This window comes from Pseudomonas sp. BIGb0164 (assembly GCF_024810135.1).
Taxonomy (GTDB): Bacteria; Pseudomonadota; Gammaproteobacteria; order Pseudomonadales; family Pseudomonadaceae; genus Aquipseudomonas.
Genome location: NZ_JANUEA010000015.1, coordinates 48,297 through 71,714, shown reverse-complemented (window position 1 = coordinate 71,714; position 23,418 = coordinate 48,297). Strand labels below are relative to the sequence as shown.

Annotated in this window: 22 protein-coding genes; 16 read left to right on the top strand and 6 right to left on the bottom strand. The window is 62.9% G+C overall.

Annotated features, from left to right (window positions below; all coding sequences use genetic code 11):
- Positions 1–119: 119 nt before the first annotated feature.
- On the bottom strand, positions 120–905 hold the full coding sequence (locus M2394_RS30150) for a sulfite exporter TauE/SafE family protein (RefSeq protein ID WP_178926001.1): 786 nt from the start codon (positions 903–905) through the stop codon (positions 120–122).
- Between the two features lie 82 nt (positions 906–987).
- Complete coding sequence (locus M2394_RS30145) at positions 988–1,767, bottom strand: class I SAM-dependent methyltransferase (RefSeq protein ID WP_259175808.1); 780 nt, start codon at positions 1,765–1,767, stop codon at positions 988–990.
- A 137-nt stretch (positions 1,768–1,904) separates the two neighbouring features.
- Here M2394_RS30145 and M2394_RS30140 point away from each other — a divergent pair, with 137 nt between their 5' ends.
- The 3 genes from M2394_RS30140 to M2394_RS30130 all read left to right on the top strand — a co-directional run bounded on the left by M2394_RS30140 (position 1,905) and on the right by M2394_RS30130 (position 3,721).
- Positions 1,905–2,426 (top strand): DUF3455 domain-containing protein, encoded by a 522-nt coding sequence (locus M2394_RS30140; RefSeq protein ID WP_259175807.1) that lies wholly within the window; start codon positions 1,905–1,907, stop codon positions 2,424–2,426.
- Positions 2,427–2,534: 108 nt separating this feature from the next.
- The gene (locus M2394_RS30135; RefSeq protein ID WP_259175806.1) at positions 2,535–3,056 is read left to right on the top strand and encodes a sigma-70 family RNA polymerase sigma factor; all 522 of its coding nucleotides are present in this window, start codon (positions 2,535–2,537) and stop codon (positions 3,054–3,056) included.
- Positions 3,053–3,721: an anti-sigma factor domain-containing protein gene (locus tag M2394_RS30130; RefSeq protein ID WP_178925997.1), complete on the top strand. Its 669-nt coding sequence runs from the start codon at positions 3,053–3,055 to the stop codon at positions 3,719–3,721. The genes M2394_RS30135 and M2394_RS30130 overlap by 4 nt, the downstream gene beginning before the upstream one ends.
- Here the strand turns inward: M2394_RS30130 and M2394_RS30125 are convergent, their stop codons facing one another.
- Positions 3,722–5,023 (bottom strand): ATP-binding protein, encoded by a 1,302-nt coding sequence (locus tag M2394_RS30125; RefSeq protein ID WP_178925996.1) that lies wholly within the window; start codon positions 5,021–5,023, stop codon positions 3,722–3,724. It abuts the gene before it with no gap.
- 3 nt (positions 5,024–5,026) lie between these two features.
- Positions 5,027–5,728 carry a response regulator transcription factor gene (locus tag M2394_RS30120; protein WP_176997738.1) on the bottom strand — a complete coding sequence of 234 codons (702 nt, stop codon included), beginning with the start codon at positions 5,726–5,728 and terminating at the stop codon, positions 5,027–5,029.
- A gap of 319 nt (positions 5,729–6,047) precedes the next feature.
- On the opposite strand from M2394_RS30120, the gene M2394_RS30115 reads away from it, so the two are divergent.
- The 10 genes from M2394_RS30115 to M2394_RS30070 all read left to right on the top strand — a co-directional run bounded on the left by M2394_RS30115 (position 6,048) and on the right by M2394_RS30070 (position 17,881).
- Positions 6,048–7,202 (top strand): efflux RND transporter periplasmic adaptor subunit, encoded by a 1,155-nt coding sequence (locus tag M2394_RS30115; RefSeq protein ID WP_259175805.1) that lies wholly within the window; start codon positions 6,048–6,050, stop codon positions 7,200–7,202.
- 6 nt (positions 7,203–7,208) lie between these two features.
- Positions 7,209–10,301 carry an efflux RND transporter permease subunit gene (locus tag M2394_RS30110; protein ID WP_259175804.1) on the top strand — a complete coding sequence of 1,031 codons (3,093 nt, stop codon included), beginning with the start codon at positions 7,209–7,211 and terminating at the stop codon, positions 10,299–10,301.
- Positions 10,302–10,395: 94 nt separating this feature from the next.
- Positions 10,396–11,037, top strand: coding sequence for a DUF1345 domain-containing protein (locus tag M2394_RS30105; RefSeq protein WP_178919631.1), 642 nt, complete (start codon positions 10,396–10,398; stop codon positions 11,035–11,037).
- 72 nt (positions 11,038–11,109) lie between these two features.
- On the top strand, positions 11,110–11,949 hold the full coding sequence (locus M2394_RS30100) for an AraC family transcriptional regulator (RefSeq protein WP_259175802.1): 840 nt from the start codon (positions 11,110–11,112) through the stop codon (positions 11,947–11,949).
- 54 nt (positions 11,950–12,003) lie between these two features.
- Positions 12,004–12,603 (top strand): LysE family translocator, encoded by a 600-nt coding sequence (locus M2394_RS30095; RefSeq protein WP_178919629.1) that lies wholly within the window; start codon positions 12,004–12,006, stop codon positions 12,601–12,603.
- 108 nt (positions 12,604–12,711) lie between these two features.
- The gene (locus M2394_RS30090; RefSeq protein WP_310522037.1) at positions 12,712–13,725 is read left to right on the top strand and encodes a LacI family DNA-binding transcriptional regulator; all 1,014 of its coding nucleotides are present in this window, start codon (positions 12,712–12,714) and stop codon (positions 13,723–13,725) included.
- A 127-nt stretch (positions 13,726–13,852) separates the two neighbouring features.
- Positions 13,853–14,635, top strand: a complete 783-nt coding sequence (locus M2394_RS30085; protein WP_259175800.1) for a sugar phosphate isomerase/epimerase — start codon at positions 13,853–13,855, stop codon at positions 14,633–14,635.
- Positions 14,628–15,569 carry a sugar kinase gene (locus M2394_RS30080; RefSeq protein ID WP_259175799.1) on the top strand — a complete coding sequence of 314 codons (942 nt, stop codon included), beginning with the start codon at positions 14,628–14,630 and terminating at the stop codon, positions 15,567–15,569. The genes M2394_RS30085 and M2394_RS30080 overlap by 8 nt, the downstream gene beginning before the upstream one ends.
- A gap of 45 nt (positions 15,570–15,614) precedes the next feature.
- Positions 15,615–16,907 (top strand): MFS transporter, encoded by a 1,293-nt coding sequence (locus M2394_RS30075; protein WP_259175798.1) that lies wholly within the window; start codon positions 15,615–15,617, stop codon positions 16,905–16,907.
- Positions 16,904–17,881, top strand: a complete 978-nt coding sequence (locus tag M2394_RS30070) for a D-glycerate dehydrogenase (protein ID WP_259175797.1) — start codon at positions 16,904–16,906, stop codon at positions 17,879–17,881. Before M2394_RS30075 ends, M2394_RS30070 begins: the two co-directional genes overlap by 4 nt.
- Positions 17,882–18,005: 124 nt before the next feature.
- Here M2394_RS30070 and M2394_RS30065 read toward each other — a convergent pair whose 3' ends face one another.
- Entirely contained in the window at positions 18,006–19,631 is a 1,626-nt protein-coding gene (locus tag M2394_RS30065; protein ID WP_178919623.1) for a methyl-accepting chemotaxis protein, read from the bottom strand.
- Positions 19,632–19,866: 235 nt separating this feature from the next.
- On the opposite strand from M2394_RS30065, the gene M2394_RS30060 reads away from it, so the two are divergent.
- From M2394_RS30060 to M2394_RS30050, 3 genes are read left to right on the top strand one after another with little or no spacing between them, the layout of a single operon-like run.
- On the top strand, positions 19,867–21,294 hold the full coding sequence (locus M2394_RS30060; protein ID WP_178919622.1) for a nucleobase:cation symporter-2 family protein: 1,428 nt from the start codon (positions 19,867–19,869) through the stop codon (positions 21,292–21,294).
- Between the two features lie 12 nt (positions 21,295–21,306).
- Positions 21,307–21,768 (top strand): LEA type 2 family protein, encoded by a 462-nt coding sequence (locus M2394_RS30055; RefSeq protein ID WP_178919621.1) that lies wholly within the window; start codon positions 21,307–21,309, stop codon positions 21,766–21,768.
- 5 nt (positions 21,769–21,773) lie between these two features.
- Positions 21,774–22,325, top strand: a complete 552-nt coding sequence (locus M2394_RS30050; RefSeq protein WP_178919620.1) for a GNAT family N-acetyltransferase — start codon at positions 21,774–21,776, stop codon at positions 22,323–22,325.
- Positions 22,326–22,439: 114 nt separating this feature from the next.
- Here the strand turns inward: M2394_RS30050 and M2394_RS30045 are convergent, their stop codons facing one another.
- Positions 22,440–23,366, bottom strand: coding sequence for a carbon-nitrogen hydrolase family protein (locus M2394_RS30045; RefSeq protein ID WP_259175795.1), 927 nt, complete (start codon positions 23,364–23,366; stop codon positions 22,440–22,442).
- Positions 23,367–23,418 lie beyond the last annotated feature (52 nt).

Sequence of the window (23,418 nt, the reverse complement as noted above, 5' to 3'; positions counted from 1 at the left end):
GCGAGGTGCCGAGTGTTGGGGCAAGAGCGTTTTGCTTACTTTTGCGCTTTTCAAAAGTGAGCCGCTGTAAGAGCGGAACCATAAGCAGCCGTTACCCAAATAACGGATATACCCAAAGATCAAAACGCCAACTTATACCCAATGGTCATCAACATCACCGCCAAACAAGGCCGCAACACCCCATCCGGCACCTTCCCAGTCATGTGACTACCGATGTAGATCCCCGGCAACGACCCCATCAGCAAAAACCCCAGCAAATGCCAATCCATATTCCCCATGCTCGCATGCCCCAAACCCGCAACCAGGGTCAGCGGCACAGCATGGGCAATCTCAGTCCCCACCAACCGCCGTGTAGCCAGAAACGGATAAAGGATAAACAGCGCCACAGTCCCCAGCGCCCCAGCGCCGATGGACGTCAACGCAACCATGGTCCCCAAAATCGCCCCCGTCACCACGGTGAGCGCATTCAGGTTACGCGGGCTCATGTGATAGCTGTCACCCGCATGCCGCTGGGCAAAAGCCAACAAACTTTTCTTGAACAGAATGGCCAAGGCCGTCAGCAACAGCACAACACCCAACGCCTGCTTGATCACCGCATTCATGGCGCTAGGGTCAGTGTGCAAGCTGGCGAGGAACCACAACGTCAGCAGCACCGCTGGCACGCTGCCCAGGGTCAGCCAGCCGGTGATGGTCCAGTCGATATTCTTGTTCTTGCTGTGCACCAGCACACCACCGGACTTGGTGATAGCCGCGTACAACAGGTCGGTGCCCACGGCAGTGGCCGGGTTGATCCCGAACCACAGCAGGATCGGCGTCATCAACGAGCCCCCGCCTACACCCGTCATGCCGACAATAAAACCAACAATCAGGCCAGCCACCACGAAACCAACATTACCCACATCCATTACAACTACCTGCGGCCTTATAAATTTCTGGCCGCAGGATAGCGATTTTTCTTATAACGACTTATATCAATGTGATCTGACTTTATGCCTTTTTTGCCAGTCGCTGACAGACGTAGGCCTGGGTCTGGTAGGGAAAAGCCACGGTGTCACGCCCCTGCAACGCCGGGTGGGTCTCGATCAACGCCTGCAACTGCGCAGTGACCGTGGCCTTTTCGGCAGCCGGCAAGGCCGCGATGAAGCTCACCGACAGGAAGCGATCCATGATCACTTCCTGCGGGCTGCCCACATGGTGATAGGGAAAGCAGGTCATCTGCGGTACGGAAAAATACTCGCCGGTGAAGGCTTCCCGCCAGCGGCCGGTGTGAAAACGCGGGGTGTCGCCTTCATACGGGGTGATGATCTCGGTGATCGCCGCCACCCAATCCACCGATTCATCGCGCACATTCCACACCAGGCCCAAGTGCCCGTCGGGCTTGAGCACGCGGTGGATTTCCGCCAATGCCGCCTCGGTGGAGAACCAGTGGAAGGCCTGGGCGCAGACCACTGCGTCGGCACTGGCTGATTCCAGGGGGATGGACTCGGCGGTGCCGTTGAGCAGGCGCACCTCCGGTAAGAGTTTACGCAGTTGTTCGCCCATGGCCGCCACCGGTTCGACGGCAATCAGCGTCGGCGCCAGGGTGCTGAGCAAGCGGGTGAATTTGCCGGTCCCGGCGCCCAGGTCGATCACCGTGGCCTGTGCATCGATGTGCAGCGCGTCGGTGAGCCAGCCGGTAAGTTGTCGCGGATAGTCGGGCCGACCTTGGGCGTAGGTGACGGCCTGGGTCGAGAAACCCTGTTGAGCAGACGTGTGGACACCAGTCATTGCCAATCTCTCCTCGGGTATAGCGGGGGCACAGTGTGCGCCCTCGACCGTTTATTTTCTAATCGGTGCATCCAATCGTGCCTTCCCTGGGTAGTCCCTGCAGCAACCCTGCTGTTCTACCCAATGGAGAGTCACCCATGAACGCTAAAGCCTTGCTCTGCCTGACTGCCCTGCTCGCTGCTGCGCCATCCGCATTCGCCCAGACCGGCCTGCCCGACAGCATCAAGGTGCCGGATGGCCACAAAGTGGCCCTGGAGACCACAGGTGTGGGCGAAATCACCTATGAGTGCCGCGACAAGGCCAACGCCGCTGGCCAGGTCGAATGGACCTTTGTCGGGCCCAAGGCAGTGCTCAATGACCGCAGTGGCAAACAAGTGGGCACCTATTTCGGCCCGCCAGCCACCTGGCAGGCCCAGGACGGTTCGAAGGTGACCGGCACACAATTGGCGGTAGCGCCGTCGGGTGCGGGCAACCTGCCCTATCAACTGGTCAAGGCCAACCCCGCCGAAGGCAAGGGCGCGATGAATGGCGTGAGTTATATCCAGCGGGTTGCGCTCAAGGGCGGTGTGGCGCCGAGCAGTGCTTGCACCGTGGCCGACAAGGGCAAGCAGGAAGTGGTGAAGTACCAGGCTGACTACATCTTCTGGGCGGCCAACTGAGCAAACTCGGCTACGCTGCGTTTACCTGGGCACCGTGTTCCAACAGGGGAATTTCGGTGCTTGGGCGGTTGCGGCGCGGGGCGAGCCCGCTCACTACAGGATTGGGGGATGTGTGTGTTTGATTACGAAGCCTGTTTGTTGGCCTGCGCCCAGGGTGATCAACGCGCGTTGCGTCGCTTGTACGAACAGGAAAGCAGCCACCTGCTCGGTGTGGCCATACGCATCACCCGGGACAAGTCGCTGGCCGAAGACATCGTGCATGACGCGTTCATCAAGATCTGGCGCGGCGCTGGCAGTTTTGACCCCAGTCGCGGCTCGGCCCGAGGCTGGGTGTTCAGCGTGACCCGGCACTTGGCGCTCAATGTCGTGCGCAACCATTACCGCGAAGTCCCCTTGGGCGATGAACACGAGCAAGTCGCTGTAAACGACACCTTTGAATTTGCGGCACGTTCGGGGCAGATCCACACTTGCCTGGAACAGCTCGACCCCAGCCGTCGCCGTTGCATCCTGCATGCCTATGTCGACGGTTTTTCCCACAGCGAAATCGCCCGGAAACTCGACACCCCGCTGGGGACGGTCAAAGCCTGGATCAAACGTAGCCTCGCCGCGCTGCGGGAGTGCATGGCATGAGCAACCCACTGGACGAACTGGCCAGCGAATACGTGCTGGGCACCCTGCCCGCCGAACAGCGTGCCGAGGTGGAACAGCGCCTGCCCCATGATGCTGAGCTGCGCGCGGCGGTCGATGCCTGGGAGCAGCGCTTGCTGCCGCTGACCGCCCTCGCGGAACCGGTGCCGCCCTCGGCGCACCTGTGGCGGCGCATCGAAAGCCATCTCTCGACGGCACGCACACCGTGGTGGGATCTGTTGGCGGTGTGGCGCAGTTTGGCCGGTGCCGGCTTGGTCACCACACTGGTCCTGGCGGCGTTGTTGCTGACCCGCCCGCCCACTGCCGAACCGACCTTTGTCGTGGTGCTGGTGGCCCCGCAAAACCAGGCACCGGGCTGGGTGATCCAGGCCAGTAACAATCAACGGATTCAATTGATCCCGCTGGGCACGATGCACGTGCCGGCCGACAAGGCCTTGCAGTTCTGGACCAAGGGCGATGGCTGGCAGGGGCCGGTCTCGCTGGGGTTGGTCAAGCCAGGGCAGACGTTGTCGGTCCCTCTGGACACGCTGCCGCCGCTCAGCCCAAACCAACTGTTCGAGCTGACCCTGGAAGACCCGCACGGCTCGCCCACGGGCAAACCGACGGGGCCGATCCAGGCCATCGGCCGTGCGGTGAAGGTGCTGTGATCAGCTGACGGTGGGCAACCACACGCGAAACCGCGCCCCGCCCAGGGGTGATGCCAGGGCAGTCAAAGTGCCGCCCTGGGCCTCGAGGGCGCGGCGGCTGATCGCCAGGCCCAGACCGAAGCCACCGGTGGCGCGGTCGCGGCTGCGGTCCAGGCGGTAGAACGGCTCGAAGATACGCTCACGCTGGTCCACCGGTATGCCGATGCCATCGTCGTCCACCCAGATCTCACACCCCTTGGCGCACACCTTGACGCCGACCTGGATACGCTTGTCGCAGTAACGCGTGGCATTGCGCAGCAGGTTCTGCAAGGCGCGCGCAGTGAGGCGCGGGTCGAGGCTGAAGCGCTCCACCGCACAGTCCAGTGCCACATCAATAACGATCTCGGGGTTTTCCAACTCGTCGTCGACACTGCCCAACACGCTGTCAATGAATTCATCGAGCACCACTTCGACCCGTTCCGGCAATTGCGCCGGGTTTTGCAGGCGGCTGTAGGACAGCAGCTCCAGCACCAGCTCATCCAGTTCGCGAATATGCGCCACCAGGCTTTGCAGGCGCTCGCGACCGGCGGGCGGCAAGTCTTCGGACAGTGCCAGGGCCAGGCCGAAATCCAGGCGGGTCAGCGGCGTGCGCAATTCGTGGGAGACCGCGTTGAGCAGGTCGCGCTGCTGGTTGAGCAGGTGTTCGATGTCGTCGGCCATGGTGTCGAACACCGACGCCAGGCTGCCAATGTTGGAGCTGGGCGGAATCTGCGTGCGCTCGCTGAGGTTGCCTTTGCCCAGTTGCGCCGCCGTGCTTTTGAGGCGCTCCAGGTCACGCCAGTGCGGGCGCAGCCACACCAGCAGGCAGGCGAGCAAGGCGGCGACGATCAATACGTTGATCACCCAGTACAGCAGGTTCATGTCCATCGGGTCGGGCGGGATCGTCAGCTTGACCACGAACTGCGCATTGATCGGCGAGCTGACCTCTTCCATCCAGCCCCACTCCCCCAGGCGGATCACTGGCTTACCTTGCTCCAGCAGCTGCTCTTCGGCGGGGGTGTAGCTGGCGTCCTGGCGCAGCAGCAGTTGCACTTTCAGCGGGGCAAAATCACGGCCCAGTTGTTCGGTCACCTGGGACCAGCGCTCCACCGGCGCTCGCAGGTACTGCTTGACGATCAGCTTTTGCTGGCCGCGGGACTGCTCGATGTTGTAGTTCATGTAGCGGTGTTCGAACACCTGGATCACCCCCTTGGGGATCAGGTAGATCGCCGCGCTGTAGGTGACGATGGTGATCAGGTAGAGGCGTAGCAGCACACGAAACATGGATCAGCATTCCCACTCGGAGCGGCTGAACAGGTAGCCCTTGCCCCACACCGTCTTGATCTTGCGCGCTTCGCCGGCATGGTCGTCGAACTTGCGGCGCAACTTGGAAATGGCCACGTCCACCGAGCGGTCGGTGCCGTTGAACTCAATACCACGCAGGCGTTGCAGGATCTGGTCGCGGCTGAGCACTTCGCCCGCGTGCCGGGCCAGTACCACCAGCAGGTTGTATTCACCGCTGGACAGCTCCACCGCCTGTTCGCGCCAGGTCACGGTGCGCTCCGACAGGTCGATGCACAGGTTGCCCATGATGATCTGGTCGTTGGCCGCCAGGGGCTCGGACAGGCTGCTGCGGCGCAACAGCGTGCGCACACGGGCCAGCAGCACCCGGGGCTCGCAAGGTTTGGTGACGTAGTCGTCGGCGCCCATTTCCAGGCCCAGCACCTGGTCGTGGCTGTCGTCGCGCGCGGTGAGCATCAGGATCGGCAGACCCGCCGAATCGGCGCGCAGCAGGCGGCACACTTGCAGGCCGTCGAGGCCGGGCAGCATCAGGTCGAGGATCACCAGGTCCGGTGGGTTCAGGCGTGCACGTTCGCGTACGTGGTCGCCACGGCTGAGCACACTGACGTGGTAGCCATTGCGTTCCAGGTAGCTGGCAATCAGCTCGGAGAGTGCGGCGTCGTCTTCTACCAGGAGGATGTTGGGCATGGTGTTTCCAGATAATACGGTTCGTAGGCTGAGCAAAGACCCTTGTGGCAGCGGGCTTGTGTGGGAGCTGGCTTGCCTGCGATGCAGGCAACTCGGTCTTTCAGTGAGGCCGAGGCGATGCTATCGCAGGCAAGCCAGCTCCTACACAGAAGCCCTGCTCCCACATTTGATCTTTGTTGTTTGCAGGATTGTGCAAGGATATACGCCCTTTACCGCCTATGGGCCGCACCTTACATTTCTTCACACACGCCCTACACAGCTTCACAGCACCACGGCGCAGGTGTCTTTAGGATGCGCCAGTCAATATTGGGATATGAGCATGTCGAAGAATCTGTTTGCGCCGTTTTGCCTGCTGGCCCTGACGCTGGCCTTGAGTGCCTGTGACAAGTCCAGCGCGCAAGCGCCGGAAATGCCCCTGGCCAAGGTCCGCATCGAAACCCTGCAGGCCAAGCCCCTCTCTATCACCAGCGAACTGAGCGGGCGCATTGCTGCGCCGCGTATCGCCGAGGTGCGTGCACGGGTGGCCGGTGTGGTGATGCAGCGGGTGTTCAAGGAAGGCCACGACGTGAAACAGGGCGACGTGCTGTTTCGCATCGACCCGGCCCCGTTCAAGGCTGACCTCGACAGCGCCCAGGCCAATTTGAGCAAGGCCGAAGCCAATGCCTTCCAGGCGCGCCTGCAAGAGCAACGCTACAGCCAGCTGGTAGAAGGCAACGCCATCAGCGGCCAGGACTACGACAACGCCCGCGCCGCCGTGCGTCAGACCAACGCCGAAGTCGCCGCCAACAAGGCCGCCTTGGAGCGCGCCAAGCTGAACCTGGGCTACGCCACCGTGACCGCGCCGATTTCCGGGCGCATCGGTCGCGCACTGGTCACTGAAGGAGCACTGGTCGGCCAGAACGAAGCCACGCCACTGGCGATCATCCAGCAACTGGACCCGATCCACGCCGACCTCACCCAGTCCACCCGCGAACTCAACGACCTGCGCCGCGCCTTCCGTGCCGGCAGCCTGAAGCAGGTCGGCCAGGACCAGGCCAAGGCCACGCTGATCCAGGACGACGGCAGCCTGTACCCGTTGCCGGGCAAGCTGCTGTTCGCCGAGATCAGCGTCGACCCGGGCACCGGGCAGATCATCCTGCGCAGCGAATTCCCCAACCCGGACCTCGACCTGCTGCCTGGCAGTTTTGTACGGGTGCGCCTGGAACAAGCCGTGGACAAGCAAGGCATCAGCGTGCCGCAACGCGCCATCACCCGTGACAGCGCGGGCATCCCCATGGTGTTGCTGCTGGACGCCGAGCAGACCGTGAGCCAGCAGCCGGTGGAACTGGGCGCGGTGATCGAGGACCGCTGGATCGTCAGCAGCGGCCTCAAGCCCGGCGACCGCATTGTCGTCGAAGGCCTCCAACACGCACGCCCCGGTGAAAAAGTCGAAGTGGATGACAGCCCTGCCTCGGGCCATCTGGTAAAGGAATAACCCGCCATGCCGCAGTTCTTTATTGACCGCCCGATCTTCGCCTGGGTGGTGGCCCTGTTTATCCTGCTGGCCGGCGCGCTGGCCATCCCGCAGTTGCCGGTGGCCCAGTACCCCAACGTTGCGCCGCCGAAAGTCGAAATCTACGCGGTGTACCCGGGCGCGTCGGCCCAGACCCTGGACGAAAGCGTGGTCAGCCTGATCGAGCAAGAGCTCAATGGCGCCGATCACCTGCTGTATTTCGAATCCCAGAGCAGCCTCGGTTCGGCGACCATCACCGCCACCTTCCAGCCGGGCACCGACCCGGAAATGGCCCAGGTGGATGTGCAAAACCGCCTCAAGGCGGTGGAGCCACGCCTGCCCCAGGCGGTAACCCAACAGGGTTTGCAGGTGGAGAAAGTCTCCGCCGGCTTCTTGTTGCTGGTGACCCTGACCTCCAACGACGGCAAGCTCGATGACGTCGCGCTCAGCGATTACCTGGCGCGCAACGTGATGAACGAGCTCAAGCGCCTCGATGGCGTGGGCAAGGCGCAGCTGTATGGCGCCGAGCGCGCCATGCGCATCTGGATCGACCCGCAGAAGCTGGTGGGTTTCAACCTGACACCGGCCGATGTGAATGCCGCGATCAGCGCGCAGAACGCCCAGGTCTCGGCCGGCAGCATCGGCGACCTGCCGGGCACCAAGACCCAGGAAATCACCGCGGCGATCCTGGTCAAGGGCCAGCTGTCCACCCCGGCCGAGTTTGCCGACATCGTGCTCAAGGCCAACCCGGACGGCTCCACCGTGCGCATCGGCGATGTGGCGCGGGTGGAAGTCGGCAGCCAGGAATACCAGTTCTCCACGCGCCTGAACGGCAAGCCGTCCACCGCCGTCAGCGTACAGCTGGCCCCGGGTGCCAACGCGCTGAACACCGCCACCCTGGTGCGGGCGAAGATGGACGAGCTGTCGCGCTACTTCCCGGCCAATGTGGAATACAAGATCCCGTATGACACCTCGCCGTTCGTCAAGGTCTCGATCACCAAGGTGGTCTATACCTTGCTCGAAGCCATGGCGCTGGTGTTCGCGGTGATGTTCCTGTTCCTGCAGAACGTGCGCTATACGCTGATCCCGACGCTGGTGGTGCCGGTGGCGTTGATGGGCACGTTCGCCACCATGTTGCTGCTGGGTTTTTCGATCAACGTGCTGACCATGTTCGGCATGGTCTTGGCCATCGGCATCCTGGTAGACGACGCCATTGTGGTGGTGGAAAACGTGGAGCGCATCATGGCCACCGAAGGCCTGTCGCCCCGGGACGCCACGCGCAAAGCCATGGGCCAGATCACCGGCGCCATCGTCGGTATCACCCTGGTGCTGGTGGCGGTGTTCCTGCCGATGGCATTCATGCCGGGATCGGTGGGGGTGATCTACCAGCAGTTCTCGCTGTCGATGGCCACCTCGATCCTGTTTTCGGCCTTCCTCGCCCTGACCTTGACCCCGGCGCTGTGTGCCACGTTGCTCAAGCCGATTCCCCAGGGCGAGCACCATGCCAAGGGTGGTTTCTTCGGCTGGTTCAACACGCGCTTTGAACAGCTCACCCACCGTTACGAAGGCTGGGTGGCCTACGCCCTCAAGCGCAGCGGCCGCTACCTGCTGATTTACCTGGTGCTGCTGGTGGGCCTGGGGCTAATGTTCACGCGCCTGCCCTCCTCGTTCCTGCCGGTGGAAGACCAGGGCTACACCATCACCGATATCCAACTGCCCCCCGGCGCCAGCAAGAACCGTACGGTGCAAGTGGCCGAACAGATCGAGGCGCACAACGCCGAGGAGCCTGGGGTGGGCGACACCACCATGATCATGGGCTTCAGCTTCTCCGGTTCCGGGCAGAACGCCGCGCTGGCGTTTACCACCCTCAAGGATTGGTCCCAGCGCAGCAGCGACGACTCGGCCTCGGCGATTGCCGACCGGGCCAACGCCGCGTTCAGCGAACTTAAAGATGCCATCGCCTACGCGATCCTGCCGCCCCCGGTGGATGGCCTGGGCACGTCCAGCGGCTTTGAGTTCCGCCTGCAGGACCGTGGCGGTGTGGGTCACGCCGCATTGATGGCCGCCCGCACGCAGTTGCTCGCGGCGGCCGAGAAGAGCCCAATCCTGGCCAACGTGCGCGAAAGCGCCCTGGCCGAGGCCCCGCAGGTGCAACTGGAAGTGGACCGCAAGCAGGCGAATGCGCTGGGCGTGTCGTTCGCTGATGTGGGCAACGTGCTGTCCTCGGCGATCGGCTCGGCCTACATCAACGACTTCCCCAACCAGGGCCGCATGCAGCGGGTGGTGGTGCAGGCCGAAGGTGACCAGCGCAGCCAGGTGGCGGATTTGATGAAGATCCACGTGCGCAACAACGCCGGGAAGATGGTGCCGCTGTCGGCGTTTGTCGAAGCCAAGTGGACCCAGGGGCCTACCCAGTTGACACGCTACAACGGCTACCCGGCCATCGCGATTTCCGGCGAAGCGGCGCCAGGGCACAGTACTGGCCAGGCGATGGAAGAAATTCAGCGCCTGGTCAGCCAACTGCCGGCCGGCCTGGGCCAGGAATGGACCGGGTTGTCGCTGCAGGAACGCTTGTCCGGTTCCCAGGCGCCGTTGCTGCTGGGCCTGTCGCTGTTGATCGTGTTCCTGTGTTTGGCGGCGCTGTATGAAAGCTGGTCGATCCCGACCTCGGTGCTGCTGGTGGTGCCACTGGGCGTGCTCGGTGCAGTGCTGGCGGTGACGTTGCGCGGCATGCCCAACGATGTGTTCTTCAAGGTGGGCCTGATCACCATCATCGGCCTGTCGGCAAAAAACGCGATCCTGATCATCGAGTTTGCCAAGGACCTTTACGAACAAGGCGAAGACTTGATCGACGCCACCTTGAAAGCGGCGCGGCTGCGCCTGCGGCCGATCATCATGACGTCCCTGGCGTTCATCCTCGGCGTGGTGCCGCTGGCGATTGCCACCGGGGCCAGCTCGGCGAGCCAACAGGCCATTGGTACAGGCGTGATCGGCGGGATGATCACGGCGACGCTGGCGGTGGTGTTTGTGCCGGTGTTCTTCGTGGTGGTGATGAAACTGGTCAAGAAGAACACCCGATAACCTGTGGGAGCTGGCTTACCAGCTCCCACAGAGGTTATGGGTTGTGTTCGGGATCAGGTACAGTCTGCTCACACCTCGCCAGCTGTGAGCCGCCATGCCCTTCCTCGCCCGCACCCACCCTCGCCTTTCCGCCGCCGCCGTGCTCGGCATCGCCGTAGGCCTGCTGGCACCGGCCGACACGGTGATCAGCAAGATCCTCATCGGCTGGAACACCGGCGTGTGGACCTACCTGGTGCTGATGCTGTGGCTGACCATCCGCGCCAAGGCGCCGGACGTGAAGCGCATCGCCGAAATCGAAGATGAAAACGCCGGCCTGGTGCTGTTCGTGGTGTGCATCGCGGCCATTGCCAGCCTGGCAACCATCACCTTTGAACTGGTCGGCAGCAAAGACCTGCCCACGACCGCACGCCTGCTGCACTACGGCTTTACCGGCTTGACGGTGATTGGTTCATGGCTGTTGATCGGGGTGATTTTCAGCGTGCATTACGCGCGGCTTTATTACACCTGGGACGGCAAGGAACCGGCGCTGCGTTTTGCCGAGGGCCTGACAACCCCCAATTACTGGGACTTCCTGTACTTCTCGTTCACCATCGGCGTGGCGGTGCAAACGTCGGATGTGGGTGTCGCCACGCGAAGCCTGCGCAAGGTGGTGCTGGGGCAATCGCTGATCGGCTTTCTGTTCAACACCGCGATCCTGGGGTTCTCGATCAACATCGCAGCCGGGCTGTTCGGTTGAGGCTGCACAAACCTTCTAGACGCCCGCCCACCACCGGGCGCTAATGGCAGACCTTATTCGTCTCGGTGAGTCATGGCCGCGCACAATTGGATCGACCTGTCTCAGGACGCCGACACCGGCATCGAGACCCTGCGCGCGCATTTCGAGGGCCACGCCTACGATCCCCACTGGCATGACAGCTACCTGATTGGCGTGACCGAGCAAGGCGTGCAGCAATTCAACTGCCGCCGCACCCGGCACAACAGCACGCCGGGCCAGGTGTTTCTGGTCGAGCCCGGCGAGTTGCATGACGGCGACGCACCCACTGCAGACGGCTTTACCTACCACATGCTCTACCTCGACCCGCAATGGTTGTCGCGGGAAGTGAGTGCGGTGTTCGAAGAGGCACCGGTCAACAGCCACCTGAGTGTTGTCAGCACGTTGATCAATGATCCCCGCCTGGCACACGCCACCAGCCACGCCTTCCAGACTCTGCACAGCAGTGAACTGCGCATCGTGCGCCAGCGCGCCACCGACCAATTGCTGGAACAGCTCACCGGGCAACTCCATTGGCGCACCCGCTACCGCGACGACCCACGCCTGCCGTTGGTGGCGCACAAGGCCCGGGAATATTTGCATGCACACCTGCACCAGGACGTGGGCATGGATGAGTTGGCGCTGGCCTGTGGCGTCGACCGTTTCCGCCTGACCCGTGCGTTCAAGAGCGCGTTTGGCCTGCCGCCCCATGCTTATCTGGTGCAATTGCGCCTGGCCCGCGCCCGGCATTGGCTGGCCAAGGGTGAGCCGCCCGCCGACGTGGCGATTGCCCTGGGGTTTGCCGACCAGAGCCACCTGGGCCGCTGGTTCGTGCGCGCCTATGGCCTCACGCCTGCCGCTTACCGCAAACGTTGCTCAAATCTTCCAGACAGGTAAGGCGCGGGCTTGTGAAGATCGACTCCATCGATGGGTTTACCGGAGTCACCTGCCATGCTGTCCACGTTGTTGCCTTTCATGCTGTTTGCCTTTGTCGCCTCGATCACCCCCGGCCCCACCAACATCCTGGTGCTGAGCAACAGCGCGCGGTATGGCTTGAAGGCCGCAGTACCGATCATCTTCGGCGCCTGCGCGGGCGCGGCAGGTCTGGTCTTGCTGGTAGGAACCGGGGTCGGCCAGTCCTTGGTGCAACTGCCCCGGGTGCAGACTGCGCTGCAAGGGTTCGGCGTGGCGTGGCTGAGTTACCTCGCCTGGCAGATCTACCGTGCGCCGCCCCAAGCCGTCGAAGTGGCTGCCACTGAAAAGCCCCTTGGCCTGATCGGCGCCGCCGGCCTGCAGGTGATCAACCCGAAAACCTGGATGATGGCCGTTGCAGTGGTCAGCGTGTTTGCTGGCCACGGGGCTGAGCGCCAAGGCCAGGTGGTGCTGCTGTCCCTGGTGTTTTTCCTCGTTTCCATGCCGTGCCTGGGCACGTGGGCGCTGCTGGGCGTGGGTTCTGCGCGGGTGTTTCGGTCGGCCCGGGCGATGCAGCGCTTCAACCGAGGCATGGCGGTTTTATTGCTGGTGGCCACGTGGCTGAGCGTGGTGGTGTGAAGCACCGGCTGTCAGGCTTTGTCCTACAACAACTTGACGACTTTCCTCATTTGATGGTTTCCTGAAACCGGTTTCAGTCATTCCAATAAAAACAGAAGGTCGATGGCCGTGAACACTTTTTCTGCCGCCCAGCGCAGCCGCGTCACCATGCTCGATGTTGCCGAACGCGCCGGTGTGTCCAAGGCCAGCGTGTCGCGCTTCATCGGTGACGACCGCGCCCTGCTCTCCGATGCCATTGCCCTGCGCATCGAACAAGCCATCGAACAACTCGGCTACCGCCCCAACCAGATGGCCCGTGGCCTCAAACGCGGGCGTACGCGCCTGATCGGCATGCTGGTGGCCGATATCCGCAACCCCTATTCCATTGCCGTGATGCACGGCGTCGAAACCGCCTGTCGCCAACACGGCTACAGCCTGGTGGTGTGCAACACCGACCGCGATGACGAGCAGGAACGCCAGCACCTGGCAGCACTGCGTTCGTACAACATCGAAGGCTTGATCGTGAACACCCTCGGTCATCACCTCGACCAATTGCTCGAACTGCAGCGGGAAATGCCCCTGGTGCTGGTGGACCGCAAGGTCGACCCCCTGCACAGCGACCTGGTGGGGCTGGACAACCCGGCCGCCGTGCGCATGGCCGTCGAGCACCTGCAGCAACAAGGTTATCGCGACGTGTTGATGGTCAGCGAAACCACCGATGGCACCAGCTCACGGCTCGAGCGCCAGGCCAGCTTCAAGGCCGAAATTGCCAAGCGCCCAGGCCTGACCGGCGCCGTATTGGAACTCGATGAGACGCTGGAAAACCACCTGCACACCTTTCTCGCCAAACCCGGCGCCAAGGCGCTGTTCTGTGGCAACGGCGTTGCTGCGCTGGCCTGCACCCGCGCCTTGAAAAACCTCGGGTGCGACCTGTTCAACGAGGTCGGCCTGATCGCCCTGGATGACCTGGACTGGTACCCGCTGGTCGGCAGCGGCATCACCGCCCTCGCCCAACCGACCCAGGCCATTGGCGCCACGGCGTTCGACTGCCTGCTCAAGCGCTTGCGCGGCGACACCGAGCCGACGCGCACCCTGGATTTCCTGCCTGAACTCATCGTCCGAGGCTCCACCACCCCCTTGTAGGAGCCGGCTTGCCGGCGATTGGGCCGTGAGCCTTGCGGTGAAAGCAAGGACGCCATCGCCGGCAAGCTGGCTCCTACGCGGTTTGAATTGTGTGAAAAAATGAAACCGGTTTCAGAGGTCAACAACAATGCATAAATACCCCGTTTCCATCAGCCTCTCCAGCTACGGCGCCGACCTCGTGCGCCAGCAGGGCCAATTGAGTTTTGTCGAGTTGCTCGCGGCCGCAGGCGCCCGGCGCATCGAGTGGCGTGAAGAATTATTGACCCATGAGCAGCCCGCCGAATTGGCCCAGGCAGCGGCGCAACATCATTTGGAGTCCGTCTTTTCGTCACCGCTGGAACTCTGGGTCGCCGGCCGCGCCCGGCCGAACGCGGAATTGGACGCCACCCTGGATCGCGCCCACGCCTTCGGCTCGCGCTGGCTCAAGGTGTCCCTGGGCTACTTCACCGACACTAATGACCTCGAAAGCCTGCACGCCCTGCTCGACCGTCACCCGGTCAAGCTGCTGGTGGAAAACGACCAGACCCTGCACGGCGGGCGCATCGAACCTTTGCAACGTTTTTTCAGCGACGTCGAACGCCTGGGCCTGCCGGTGAAGATGACCTTCGACATCGGCAACTGGCAGTGGCAGGACCAATCGGCCCTCACCGCCGCTCGCCTGCTGGGCCGGCATGTGGATTACCTGCATTGCAAGGCCGTGGCCCGTCGCCCGGACGGCAAGCTGGTGGCCCTGCCGCCTGGCGCCACCGACCTGCATCTGTGGGAACAACTGCTCAAGCACATGACTCAAGGTATTACCCGGGCGGTGGAATTCCCGTTGCAAGGCGATGACTTGATCGACGTCACCGCGCAACAGGTCGCCGCCCTCACCCTGCTAGGCCAACCCCGTGCGGAGAACGCCCATGTCTGAGATCGATATCCTGTCGTTTGGTGAAACCATGGCGATGTTTGTCGCCGAGCAGACTGGGGAGCTCTCCCAGGTGGCGCAGTTTCACAAGCGCATTGCCGGGGCCGACAGCAACGTTGCCATCGGCCTGTCGCGCCTGGGCTTCAATGTCGCCTGGCTGAGCCGGGTGGGCGATGATTCCCTGGGTCGCTTCGTGGTCGACACGCTGCGCAGGGAAGGCCTGGATTGCCAGCACGTCGCCGTGGACCCGCAACACCCCACCGGCTTTCAGCTCAAGTCCCGCGAAGACGCCGGGGCCGATCCGCAGGTGGAGTACTTTCGCAAAGGCTCGGCAGCCAGCCACTTGTCCATCGCCGACATCTGCCCGGCGCTGCTGCAAGCTCGGCACCTGCACGCCACCGGCATCCCGCCCGCCTTGTCCGAGGCGACCCGTGAACTGTCCCGCGAGCTGATGACGCAGATGCGCAAGGCCGGCCGCAGCGTGTCGTTCGACCCGAACCTGCGGCCGTCGCTGTGGGCCAACCCGCAGATGATGATCCGCGAGATCAACGCCCTCGCCGCCCTGGCCGACTGGGTACTGCCGGGCCTGGGCGAAGGCCGTTTGCTCACCGGCTTCGACGACCCGGCCGACATCGCTGCCTTCTACCTCGACCAGGGCGCCGAAGCCGTGGCCATCAAGCTGGGGCCGGATGGCGCCTACTACCGCACGCAGATGGACCAGGGTTTTGTCGCCGCCGTGCCGGTGGAAAAAGTCGTGGACACGGTGGGTGCGGGCGATGGTTTTGCCGTCGGCATGATCAGCGCACTCCTGGAAAACCTCAGCTTCCCCGAGGCCATCCAACGCGGCAACTGGATCGGCAGCCGTGCCGTGCAGAGCCGTGGCGACATGGAAGGCTTGCCCACCCGTTCAGAGCTGCCCGTTCGATCCGTTGCATAACCCACTCCCTGTTGCCACAACTACAACAAGCTCAGGAGCCACACCATGGATACGCTGAAACTCGCCACCCGCCGCTGGTGGTACATCATGCCCATCGTTTTTATCACCTACAGCCTGGCCTACCTGGACCGCGCCAACTATGGCTTCGCCGCCGCCTCCGGGATGGCCGAAGACCTGATGATCACCCCCGGCATGTCGTCGTTGCTGGGGGCGCTGTTCTTCCTTGGCTACTTTTTCTTCCAGGTGCCGGGGGCGATCTACGCGCAGAAACGCAGCGTGAAGAAACTCATCTTCGTCAGCCTGATCCTCTGGGGCGGCCTGGCCACGCTGACCGGCGTGGTGTCCAACGCCTACATGCTCATCGCCATCCGCTTCATGCTCGGCGTGGTCGAAGCCGCGGTGATGCCGGCCATGCTGGTGTACCTGTGCCATTGGTTTACGCGGGCCGAACGCTCGCGGGCCAACACCTTCCTGATCCTCGGCAACCCGGTGACCATGCTGTGGATGTCGGTGGTGTCGGGCTACCTGGTGCAGCATTTCAGCTGGCGCTGGATGTTCATCATTGAGGGCCTGCCGGCAGTGATCTGGGCGTTTATCTGGTGGAAGCTGGCGGACGAGCGTCCCAAGGATGCCAAGTGGCTCAGCGACACTGAAAAGCGCGACCTGGACAGTGCCCTGGCCGCCGAGCAGGTCGGCATCAAGGCCGTGAAGAATTACGCCGAAGCGTTCCGCTCGCCCAAGGTGATCATCCTGGCGTTGCAGTTCTTTTGCTGGAGCATCGGCGTGTACGGCTTTGTGCTGTGGCTGCCGTCGATCCTCAAGGCCGGCTTGCAGATGGATATGGTCGAGGCCGGCTGGCTCTCGGCGTTGCCTTACCTGGCGGCCGTGATGGGCATGCTCGCGGTGTCGTGGGGCTCGGACAAACTGCAAAAGCGCAAACGCTTCGTGTGGCCGCCGTTGCTGATCGCCTCGGTCGCGTTCTACGCCTCCTACGTGCTGGGGGCCGAGCATTTCTGGTGGTCCTACACCCTGCTGGTGATCGCCGGGGCCTGCATGTATGCGCCCTACGGGCCGTTTTTCGCAATCGTCCCGGAGATCCTGCCAGCCAACGTGGCCGGCGGCGCCATGGCGCTGATCAACAGCATGGGCGCCCTGGGCTCCTTTGGCGGCTCCTACCTGGTGGGCTACCTCAATAGCAGCACCGGCTCGCCCGGTGCCTCGTACCTACTGATGAGCGGCGCGTTGCTGCTGTCGGTGGTACTGACGATTTTTCTCAAGCCCGGCGCCAGTGACCGCACGCCGGCGCCCCACCTGGAATTGAAGGTAAAGACCGCATGAAAAAGTCCGTCGTGTTGTACAAGAAACTCTCCGCACCGCTGATGGCCCGCCTGCATGAACAGGCCGATGTCACCCTGATCGAAGCCCTCGACGACACCGGCCTGGCCAAGCTGCGCGACGCCCTGCCCGGCGCCCATGGCCTGCTCGGCGCCAGCCTGCGCCTGGATGCGAACTTGCTGGACCTGGCGCCGCAGCTGGAAGCCGTGGCGAGCGTCTCGGTGGGCGTCGACAACTACGACATCGACTACCTGACCGCGCGCGGCATCCTGCTCAGCAATACCCCGGACGTGCTCACCGAAACCACTGCCGACACCGGCTTCGCACTGATCCTGGCCACCGCCCGCCGCGTGGTGGAACTGGCCGACATGGTGCGCGCCGGCCAATGGAACAAGAACATCGGCCCTGCGCATTTCGGCACCGATGTACACGGCAAGACCCTGGGCATCATCGGCATGGGCCGTATCGGCGAAGCCCTGGCTCAACGCGGGCATTTTGGCTTTGGCATGCCGGTGATCTATCACAGCCATTCGCCCAAGCCCGCAGTGGAGGCGCGTTTTGGCGCGCAGTACCGCAGCTTGAATGAGTTGCTGCAACAGGCCGACTTTGTTTGCCTGACACTGCCGTTGACCGCTGAAACCGAAAAGCTGGTGGGCGCCGAAGAATTTGCACTGATGGGCCCGGAGACGGTCTTCATCAACATCTCGCGGGGCAAGGTGGTGGATGAAGCGGCGCTGGTGGAGGCCTTGCAACAGCGTACGATTCGGGCGGCGGGCTTGGATGTGTTTGAGCGTGAGCCGTTGAGTCATGACTCGCCGTTGTTGCGCTTGAACAACGTGGTGGCCACGCCGCATATCGGCTCGGCCACGCATGAGACGCGGGAGGCGATGGCCAAGTGTGCGGTGGATAATCTGTTGCAGGCGCTAGCCGGTCAGCGTCCAAAGGACCTGGTCAATGCAGCCGCCTGGAAACAGTGAACCCATGTGGGAGCGGGCTTGCTCGCGAATACGGCGTGTCAGGCAATACATCCTTGACTGATACACCGCTTTCGCGAGCAAGCCCGCTCCCACATTTTTTGATCCCATTTCAAATCAGGTCATGTTAGATCACGAAGCGCGCCACCATCGCGTTCAGGTCCACCGCCAGGCGTGACAGCTCGTGGCTGGCCGCGCTGGTCTGGTTGGCGCCCGCTGCCGACTGGGTGGCGAGGTCGCGGATGTTGACCAGGTTGCGGTCCACTTCGCGCGACACCTGGGCCTGCTCTTCCGAGGCGCTGGCGATCACCAGGTTGCGTTCGTTGATCAGGCTGATGGACTGGGTGATCTGCTCCAGGGCCACACCGGCAGCGCGGGCCATTTCCAAGGTGTTCTGGGTGCGCTGGTTGCTCTGCTGCATCGATTGCACGGCTTCACCGGTGCCGTTCTGGATGCCGGCGACCATCTTCTCGATCTCTTGGGTCGACTGCGCCGTACGATGAGCCAGGGCGCGCACTTCATCGGCGACCACCGCAAAACCACGCCCCGCTTCACCGGCACGGGCCGCTTCGATGGCGGCGTTGAGCGCCAGCAGGTTGGTCTGCTCGGCAATTGCGCGGATCACGTCCAGCACCTTGCCAATGTCACGGCCTTGGGAGGCCAGGCCTTCGATCAGCACGGCGGTGTTCTGCACGTCCTGGGTCATGGTCTGGATCGCGCCGACGGTTTCCACCACGCGGTCACGGCCTTCACGCGCTGCGAGGTTGGACTGGCCGGAGGCTTCGGAGGTGGACACGGCATTGCGCGCCACCTCTTCCACCGCGGCGGTCATCTCGTTGACCGCCGTCGCCGCCTGGTCAATTTCATTGTTCTGTTGCTGCAGGCCTTTGGAGGCTTCTTCAGTGACGGCGCTCAACTCTTCCGCTGCCGAGGCCAGCTGGGTGGCGGAGCCGGCGATGTGCTGGATGGTCTGGCGCAGGTTGGCTTGCATCGACGCCAGGGCGCTGAGCAGACGGGCCGGTTCGTCTTTGCCGTCGTCTTCAATGGCCTTGCTCAGGTTGCCACCGGCAATCGTCTCGGCCACTTCCACTGCTTTGCGCAGCGGCGTGACGATGCTGCGGGTCAGCAACCAGGCCAGCAACACCGTCAGCAGCGCAGCAGCCACCGACACGGCAATCACCCCGGCGATGGCACCCTCGTAGCTCTGCCCCGCTTCAGCGTCGGCCTCCTTGGCATCGGCCGCGTTGATGGCGATCAACTTGTTCAACTGCTCGCCCATCAGGTCGGTGCCGTCCTTGATACGCGTGTTGATCAGCGTGCGCATCTCGTCGACTTTGCCCTGCTTGGACAAGGCCAGCATCTCGGCCTGGGCGGTGAAGTAGTTGTTCAGCGTGGTGACGAACGTCTTGTACAGCGCCGCTTCCTCGGTACCGGCCGGCAATGCTGCATAGCCGGCCTGGGCTGTCTTGACCTTGTCGGCCAACACGCCCATGCGGGTTTCGGCTTCCTGCAGGCCGGCCGGCTCACGGTTGACCAGCACACGGAACGACAGGATGCGCAGGCGCAAGACGTTTTCAGTGATGTTGCCAAGGTAGGTCACGCTGGGCAGTTGGGTGGCGCTCATATCCACCGACGACTGGCGGATCTGCGTCATGCGGTTGACCGCAAACACCCCCAGTAAAATCACTAGCAACGCAATGAACGCAAAACCGAGGAACGCGCGAGGGGCGATATTCAGATGACGGAGGGACATAGGGGGTGCTCTCAGAAGTAGTGTTTGCGAGCGTCCCTGCCGCGAAACGATCAGTCGGTGTCAACGCGCCGCTCTGACCTTTGGTCACCACTGTTATCGTTGGTATGTGGGCCTATACGAGGTATCGGCAGGGCTCGCGGTTTCCCGCAGGGCCTTCATAAATATTTTTTTACACTTCTGACGACCGGCAGTTTCTGGCATTCTTCGCCTCCATTTTCTGACCCGAGCCCGCATTTTGTCTGACGCTCAAGCCCCCCGCCCCCGCTATAAATCCGACCTGATCTACGGTCTGGAAGACCGCCCGCACTTCACTGCGGCGATCTTTGCCGCGCTGCAGCACGTGCTGGCGAGTTTCGTCGGCATCATCACCCCGACCCTGATCGTGGGCGGCGTGCTGGGCCTGGAAAGTGAAGTGCCGTACCTGGTGAGCATGGCGTTGTTCGTGTCGGGGCTGGGCACCTTTGTGCAAGCGCGCACGTTCGGCCCGGTGGGCTCGGGGCTGTTGTGCCTGCAAGGCACCAGCTTTTCGTTTATCAGCGTGATCCTCAGCGCGGGGTTCATGGTCAAGGCCCGGGGTGGCGGCACCGACGAGATCCTGTCGACCATCTTCGGCATCTGCTTTTTTGCCGCCTTTATCGAAGTGGTGCTCAGCCAGTTCATCGGCAAGCTGCGCAAACTGATCACCCCGGTGGTGACCGGCACCATCATCACCTTGATGGGCCTGTCGCTGATCAAGGTCGCGGTCACCGACATGGCCGGTGGCTTCGGCGCCAGCGACCTGGGCGCCGCTGGCAATATGGGCCTGGCCGCGCTGGTGCTGCTGACCATTGTGGTGCTCAACCGCTTCAGCAACCCGTTCCTGCGCCTGGGTTCGATCGTGATCGGCCTGACCTTGGGTTTTGTGGTGGCCTGGTGGATGGGCCGCGTCGACATGGCCGCCCTGCCCCATGTGCCACTGATCAGCGTGCCGGTGCCGTTCAAATACGGGTTCTCGTTCGACTGGGTAGCATTTATCCCGGTGGCGGTGATCTTCCTGATTTCCCCGCTGGAAGCAGCCGGTGACCTGACCGCCAACTCGATGATTTCCCAACAGCCGGTCAAAGGCCCGCTGTACATCAAGCGCATCAAGTCGGGCCTGCTGGCCGACGGCCTCAACTCGGCGATGGCCGCCACCTTCAACAGCCTGCCGATGGTGACCTTCGCCCAGAACAATGGGGTGATCCAGTTGACCGGCGTGGCCAGCCGCTACGTGGCGTACTTCATCGCCGGCCTGCTGGTGCTGCTGGGCCTGTTCCCGGTGATCGGCGCGGTGCTGCAACTGATGCCCAAGCCGGTGCTGGGCGGCGCTACCTTGATCATGTTCGGCACCGTGGCCGTGGCCGGTATCAAGATCCTCGCCGAGGCCGGGCTGCATCGACGCAATGTGCTGATCGTGGCAATCTCCCTCGGCATGGGCCTGGGTGTCGCCGCCGTGCCGGAAGTGTTGCGCGACCTGCCCAAGGCGTTGCACAACATCTTCGAATCGCCGATCACCGTGGGTGCGTTCTGTGCAATCCTGCTGAACATTTTCCTGCCGGAAGAGTTCATAGAACTGGAAGAAGATGAATTTGATCCGGAGTCCTCTACCCTCAAGGTGATGCAAGACCCGGACGTCACGAAATAGGGAGCACTGTTAATGCGCAAGCTCATGGTTCTATCGTTGTTGCTGCTGACCTTGAGCGCCTGCGCCCTGTTCCCCAACCGCGACCCGGTGAATATCACCGTGGTGGGCATTGAACCTCTGCAAAGCCAGGACCTGGAAGTGCGTTTCGCCGTGAAGCTGCGGGTGCAAAACCCCAATGAAACGGCGATCGACTACAACGGCGTGGCCCTGGACCTGGACGTCAATGGCCGGCCGCTGGCCTCGGGAGTGAGTGACCAAAGCGGTTCCATCCCACGTTTCTCTGAGACGGTTCTGATGGTGCCAGTGAGCGTTTCCGCATTCTCCGTGCTGCGCCAGACCCTTGGCCTGAGCCAGACCCAAAGCCTGAACAACCTGCCCTACGTGCTGCGCGGCAAACTGGCGGGTGGGCTGTTTGGCACCCAGCGTTTTGTCGACCGTGGCACGCTTGACCTGCCCAACACGGCCACGTGGTGATCGCCATGCAACCGACGCTCTATACCGAACGCCTGATCCTGCGCCCGCTGACCCTGGACGATGCCGACGCCATCCAGCAGATATTTCCCCACTGGGAAGTGGTGCGTTACCTCAACAACGAGGTGCCCTGGCCTTACCCGGCCGATGGTGCACGCAGCTTCCTGGAGAACGTGGCCTTGCCCGGCATGGCACGTGGCGAGCAATGGCACTGGGCGATGTACCTGAGGGACTCACCTGACACGTTGGTCGGCAACATCAGCCTGTTCGATACCGAAGACGACAACCGTGGCTTCTGGCTCGGCCAGCCATGGCACGGCCAGGGCTACATGACCGAAGCCTGTGCGGTAGTGACTGACTACTGGTTCAACGTGCTCGAGCGCCCGGTATTGCGCGCGCCCAAGGCCGCGCCCAACCAGGGATCGCGGCGGATCTCCGAGCGTGGCGGCATGCGCCTGGTCAAGACGGTCGAAGGCCACTTTGTCGAAGGCACCTTCCCACGGGAAATCTGGGAAATAACCCGGGAAGAATGGCTGGAATCCAAATCCTCCAGTCAATGAATATCCACTGTGGGAGCTGGCTTGCCTGCGATAGCGACCTATCAGCCAAGGATATGCAAGCTGACACACCGCTATCGCAGGCAAGCCAGCTCCCACAGTTTTCCCACCATAGTGTCAGTCGGTGATGAAACGCACGCCCGGTTTGGCGCGCTCATCCACGCTCAACTCGAACACATCCGGCCGGGCATAGTGCCCCACCACGTCGTAGTCATACCGCGCCCGCACCAGATCATCAGTGTCGATCTGTGCCGTCAACAGCCCCGCTTCCCCGACCAACGGCCCGGCCAGGATGTCGCCCATGGGCCCGACGATCACGCTGCCTCCGGCGATCAACGGGCGGTCCGACGGCCAGTTGGCCACCTCCACCCCCAACGCATCCGGCGAGGCCTGCACCTGGCATGCGCTCACCACAAAGCAGCGGCCTTCATGAGCCACATGGCGCATGCTCACCTGCCACATTTCACGTTCATCCACGGTGGGTGCGCACCAGACGTCCACGCCCTTGGCGTACATGGCCGTGCGCAGCAGCGGCATCATGTTTTCCCAGCACACAGCGCCGCCGATTCGCCCCACTGCCGCGTCGATCACTGGCAGGGTCGAGCCGTCGCCCTTGCCCCAGATCAAGCGTTCGGTGCCGGTAGGCATCAATTTGCGGTGCTTGGCCACCAACCCGCCCGTGGGTTCGAAATACAGCACCGTGCAATACAGGGTGTTGCCACTGCGCTCGATCACGCCCAGTACCAGGCTCGCGCCTGTGCGCGCCGACAGACCGGCCAGGGCGTCGGTCTCGGCGCCGGGCACATCGATGGCATTGGCAAAGTAGCGGGCAAAGGCTTCGCGGCCTTCCGGCAGGCGGTAGCCCAGTTGGGTGCCAAAGGCTTCACCTTTGGGATAGCCGCCCAGCAGCGCTTCGGGCATGACCACCAGTTGCGCACCGCTGCGGATGATTGCGTCCTCGTAGCCGAGGATTTGCGCCAGGGTCTCGCCCTTGCCGCCCGGCAAGGATCCGATTTGCAGGGCTGCCACAGTCGATACAGGCATTACGCTCACTCCAGAGTCAGGGGGGTTGCCCATTCTCCGGCCAGCCATGATC

What these genes read in the sequence shown, in the direction of transcription:
- M2394_RS30150 (WP_178926001.1), bottom strand. Translation starts at nt 905, where the DNA reads ATGGATGTGGGTAATGTTGGTTTCGTGGTGGCTGGCCTGATTGTTGGT.
- M2394_RS30145 (WP_259175808.1), bottom strand. Translation starts at nt 1,767, where the DNA reads ATGACTGGTGTCCACACGTCTGCTCAACAGGGTTTCTCGACCCAGGCC.
- M2394_RS30140 (WP_259175807.1), top strand. Translation starts at nt 1,905, where the DNA reads ATGAACGCTAAAGCCTTGCTCTGCCTGACTGCCCTGCTCGCTGCTGCG.
- M2394_RS30135 (WP_259175806.1), top strand. Translation starts at nt 2,535, where the DNA reads ATGTGTGTGTTTGATTACGAAGCCTGTTTGTTGGCCTGCGCCCAGGGT.
- M2394_RS30130 (WP_178925997.1), top strand. Translation starts at nt 3,053, where the DNA reads ATGAGCAACCCACTGGACGAACTGGCCAGCGAATACGTGCTGGGCACC.
- M2394_RS30125 (WP_178925996.1), bottom strand. Translation starts at nt 5,023, where the DNA reads ATGTTTCGTGTGCTGCTACGCCTCTACCTGATCACCATCGTCACCTAC.
- M2394_RS30120 (WP_176997738.1), bottom strand. Translation starts at nt 5,728, where the DNA reads ATGCCCAACATCCTCCTGGTAGAAGACGACGCCGCACTCTCCGAGCTG.
- M2394_RS30115 (WP_259175805.1), top strand. Translation starts at nt 6,048, where the DNA reads ATGTCGAAGAATCTGTTTGCGCCGTTTTGCCTGCTGGCCCTGACGCTG.
- M2394_RS30110 (WP_259175804.1), top strand. Translation starts at nt 7,209, where the DNA reads ATGCCGCAGTTCTTTATTGACCGCCCGATCTTCGCCTGGGTGGTGGCC.
- M2394_RS30105 (WP_178919631.1), top strand. Translation starts at nt 10,396, where the DNA reads ATGCCCTTCCTCGCCCGCACCCACCCTCGCCTTTCCGCCGCCGCCGTG.
- M2394_RS30100 (WP_259175802.1), top strand. Translation starts at nt 11,110, where the DNA reads ATGGCCGCGCACAATTGGATCGACCTGTCTCAGGACGCCGACACCGGC.
- M2394_RS30095 (WP_178919629.1), top strand. Translation starts at nt 12,004, where the DNA reads ATGCTGTCCACGTTGTTGCCTTTCATGCTGTTTGCCTTTGTCGCCTCG.
- M2394_RS30085 (WP_259175800.1), top strand. Translation starts at nt 13,853, where the DNA reads ATGCATAAATACCCCGTTTCCATCAGCCTCTCCAGCTACGGCGCCGAC.
- M2394_RS30080 (WP_259175799.1), top strand. Translation starts at nt 14,628, where the DNA reads ATGTCTGAGATCGATATCCTGTCGTTTGGTGAAACCATGGCGATGTTT.
- M2394_RS30075 (WP_259175798.1), top strand. Translation starts at nt 15,615, where the DNA reads ATGGATACGCTGAAACTCGCCACCCGCCGCTGGTGGTACATCATGCCC.
- M2394_RS30070 (WP_259175797.1), top strand. Translation starts at nt 16,904, where the DNA reads ATGAAAAAGTCCGTCGTGTTGTACAAGAAACTCTCCGCACCGCTGATG.
- M2394_RS30065 (WP_178919623.1), bottom strand. Translation starts at nt 19,631, where the DNA reads ATGTCCCTCCGTCATCTGAATATCGCCCCTCGCGCGTTCCTCGGTTTT.
- M2394_RS30055 (WP_178919621.1), top strand. Translation starts at nt 21,307, where the DNA reads ATGCGCAAGCTCATGGTTCTATCGTTGTTGCTGCTGACCTTGAGCGCC.
- M2394_RS30050 (WP_178919620.1), top strand. Translation starts at nt 21,774, where the DNA reads ATGCAACCGACGCTCTATACCGAACGCCTGATCCTGCGCCCGCTGACC.
- M2394_RS30045 (WP_259175795.1), bottom strand. Translation starts at nt 23,366, where the DNA reads ATGCCTGTATCGACTGTGGCAGCCCTGCAAATCGGATCCTTGCCGGGC.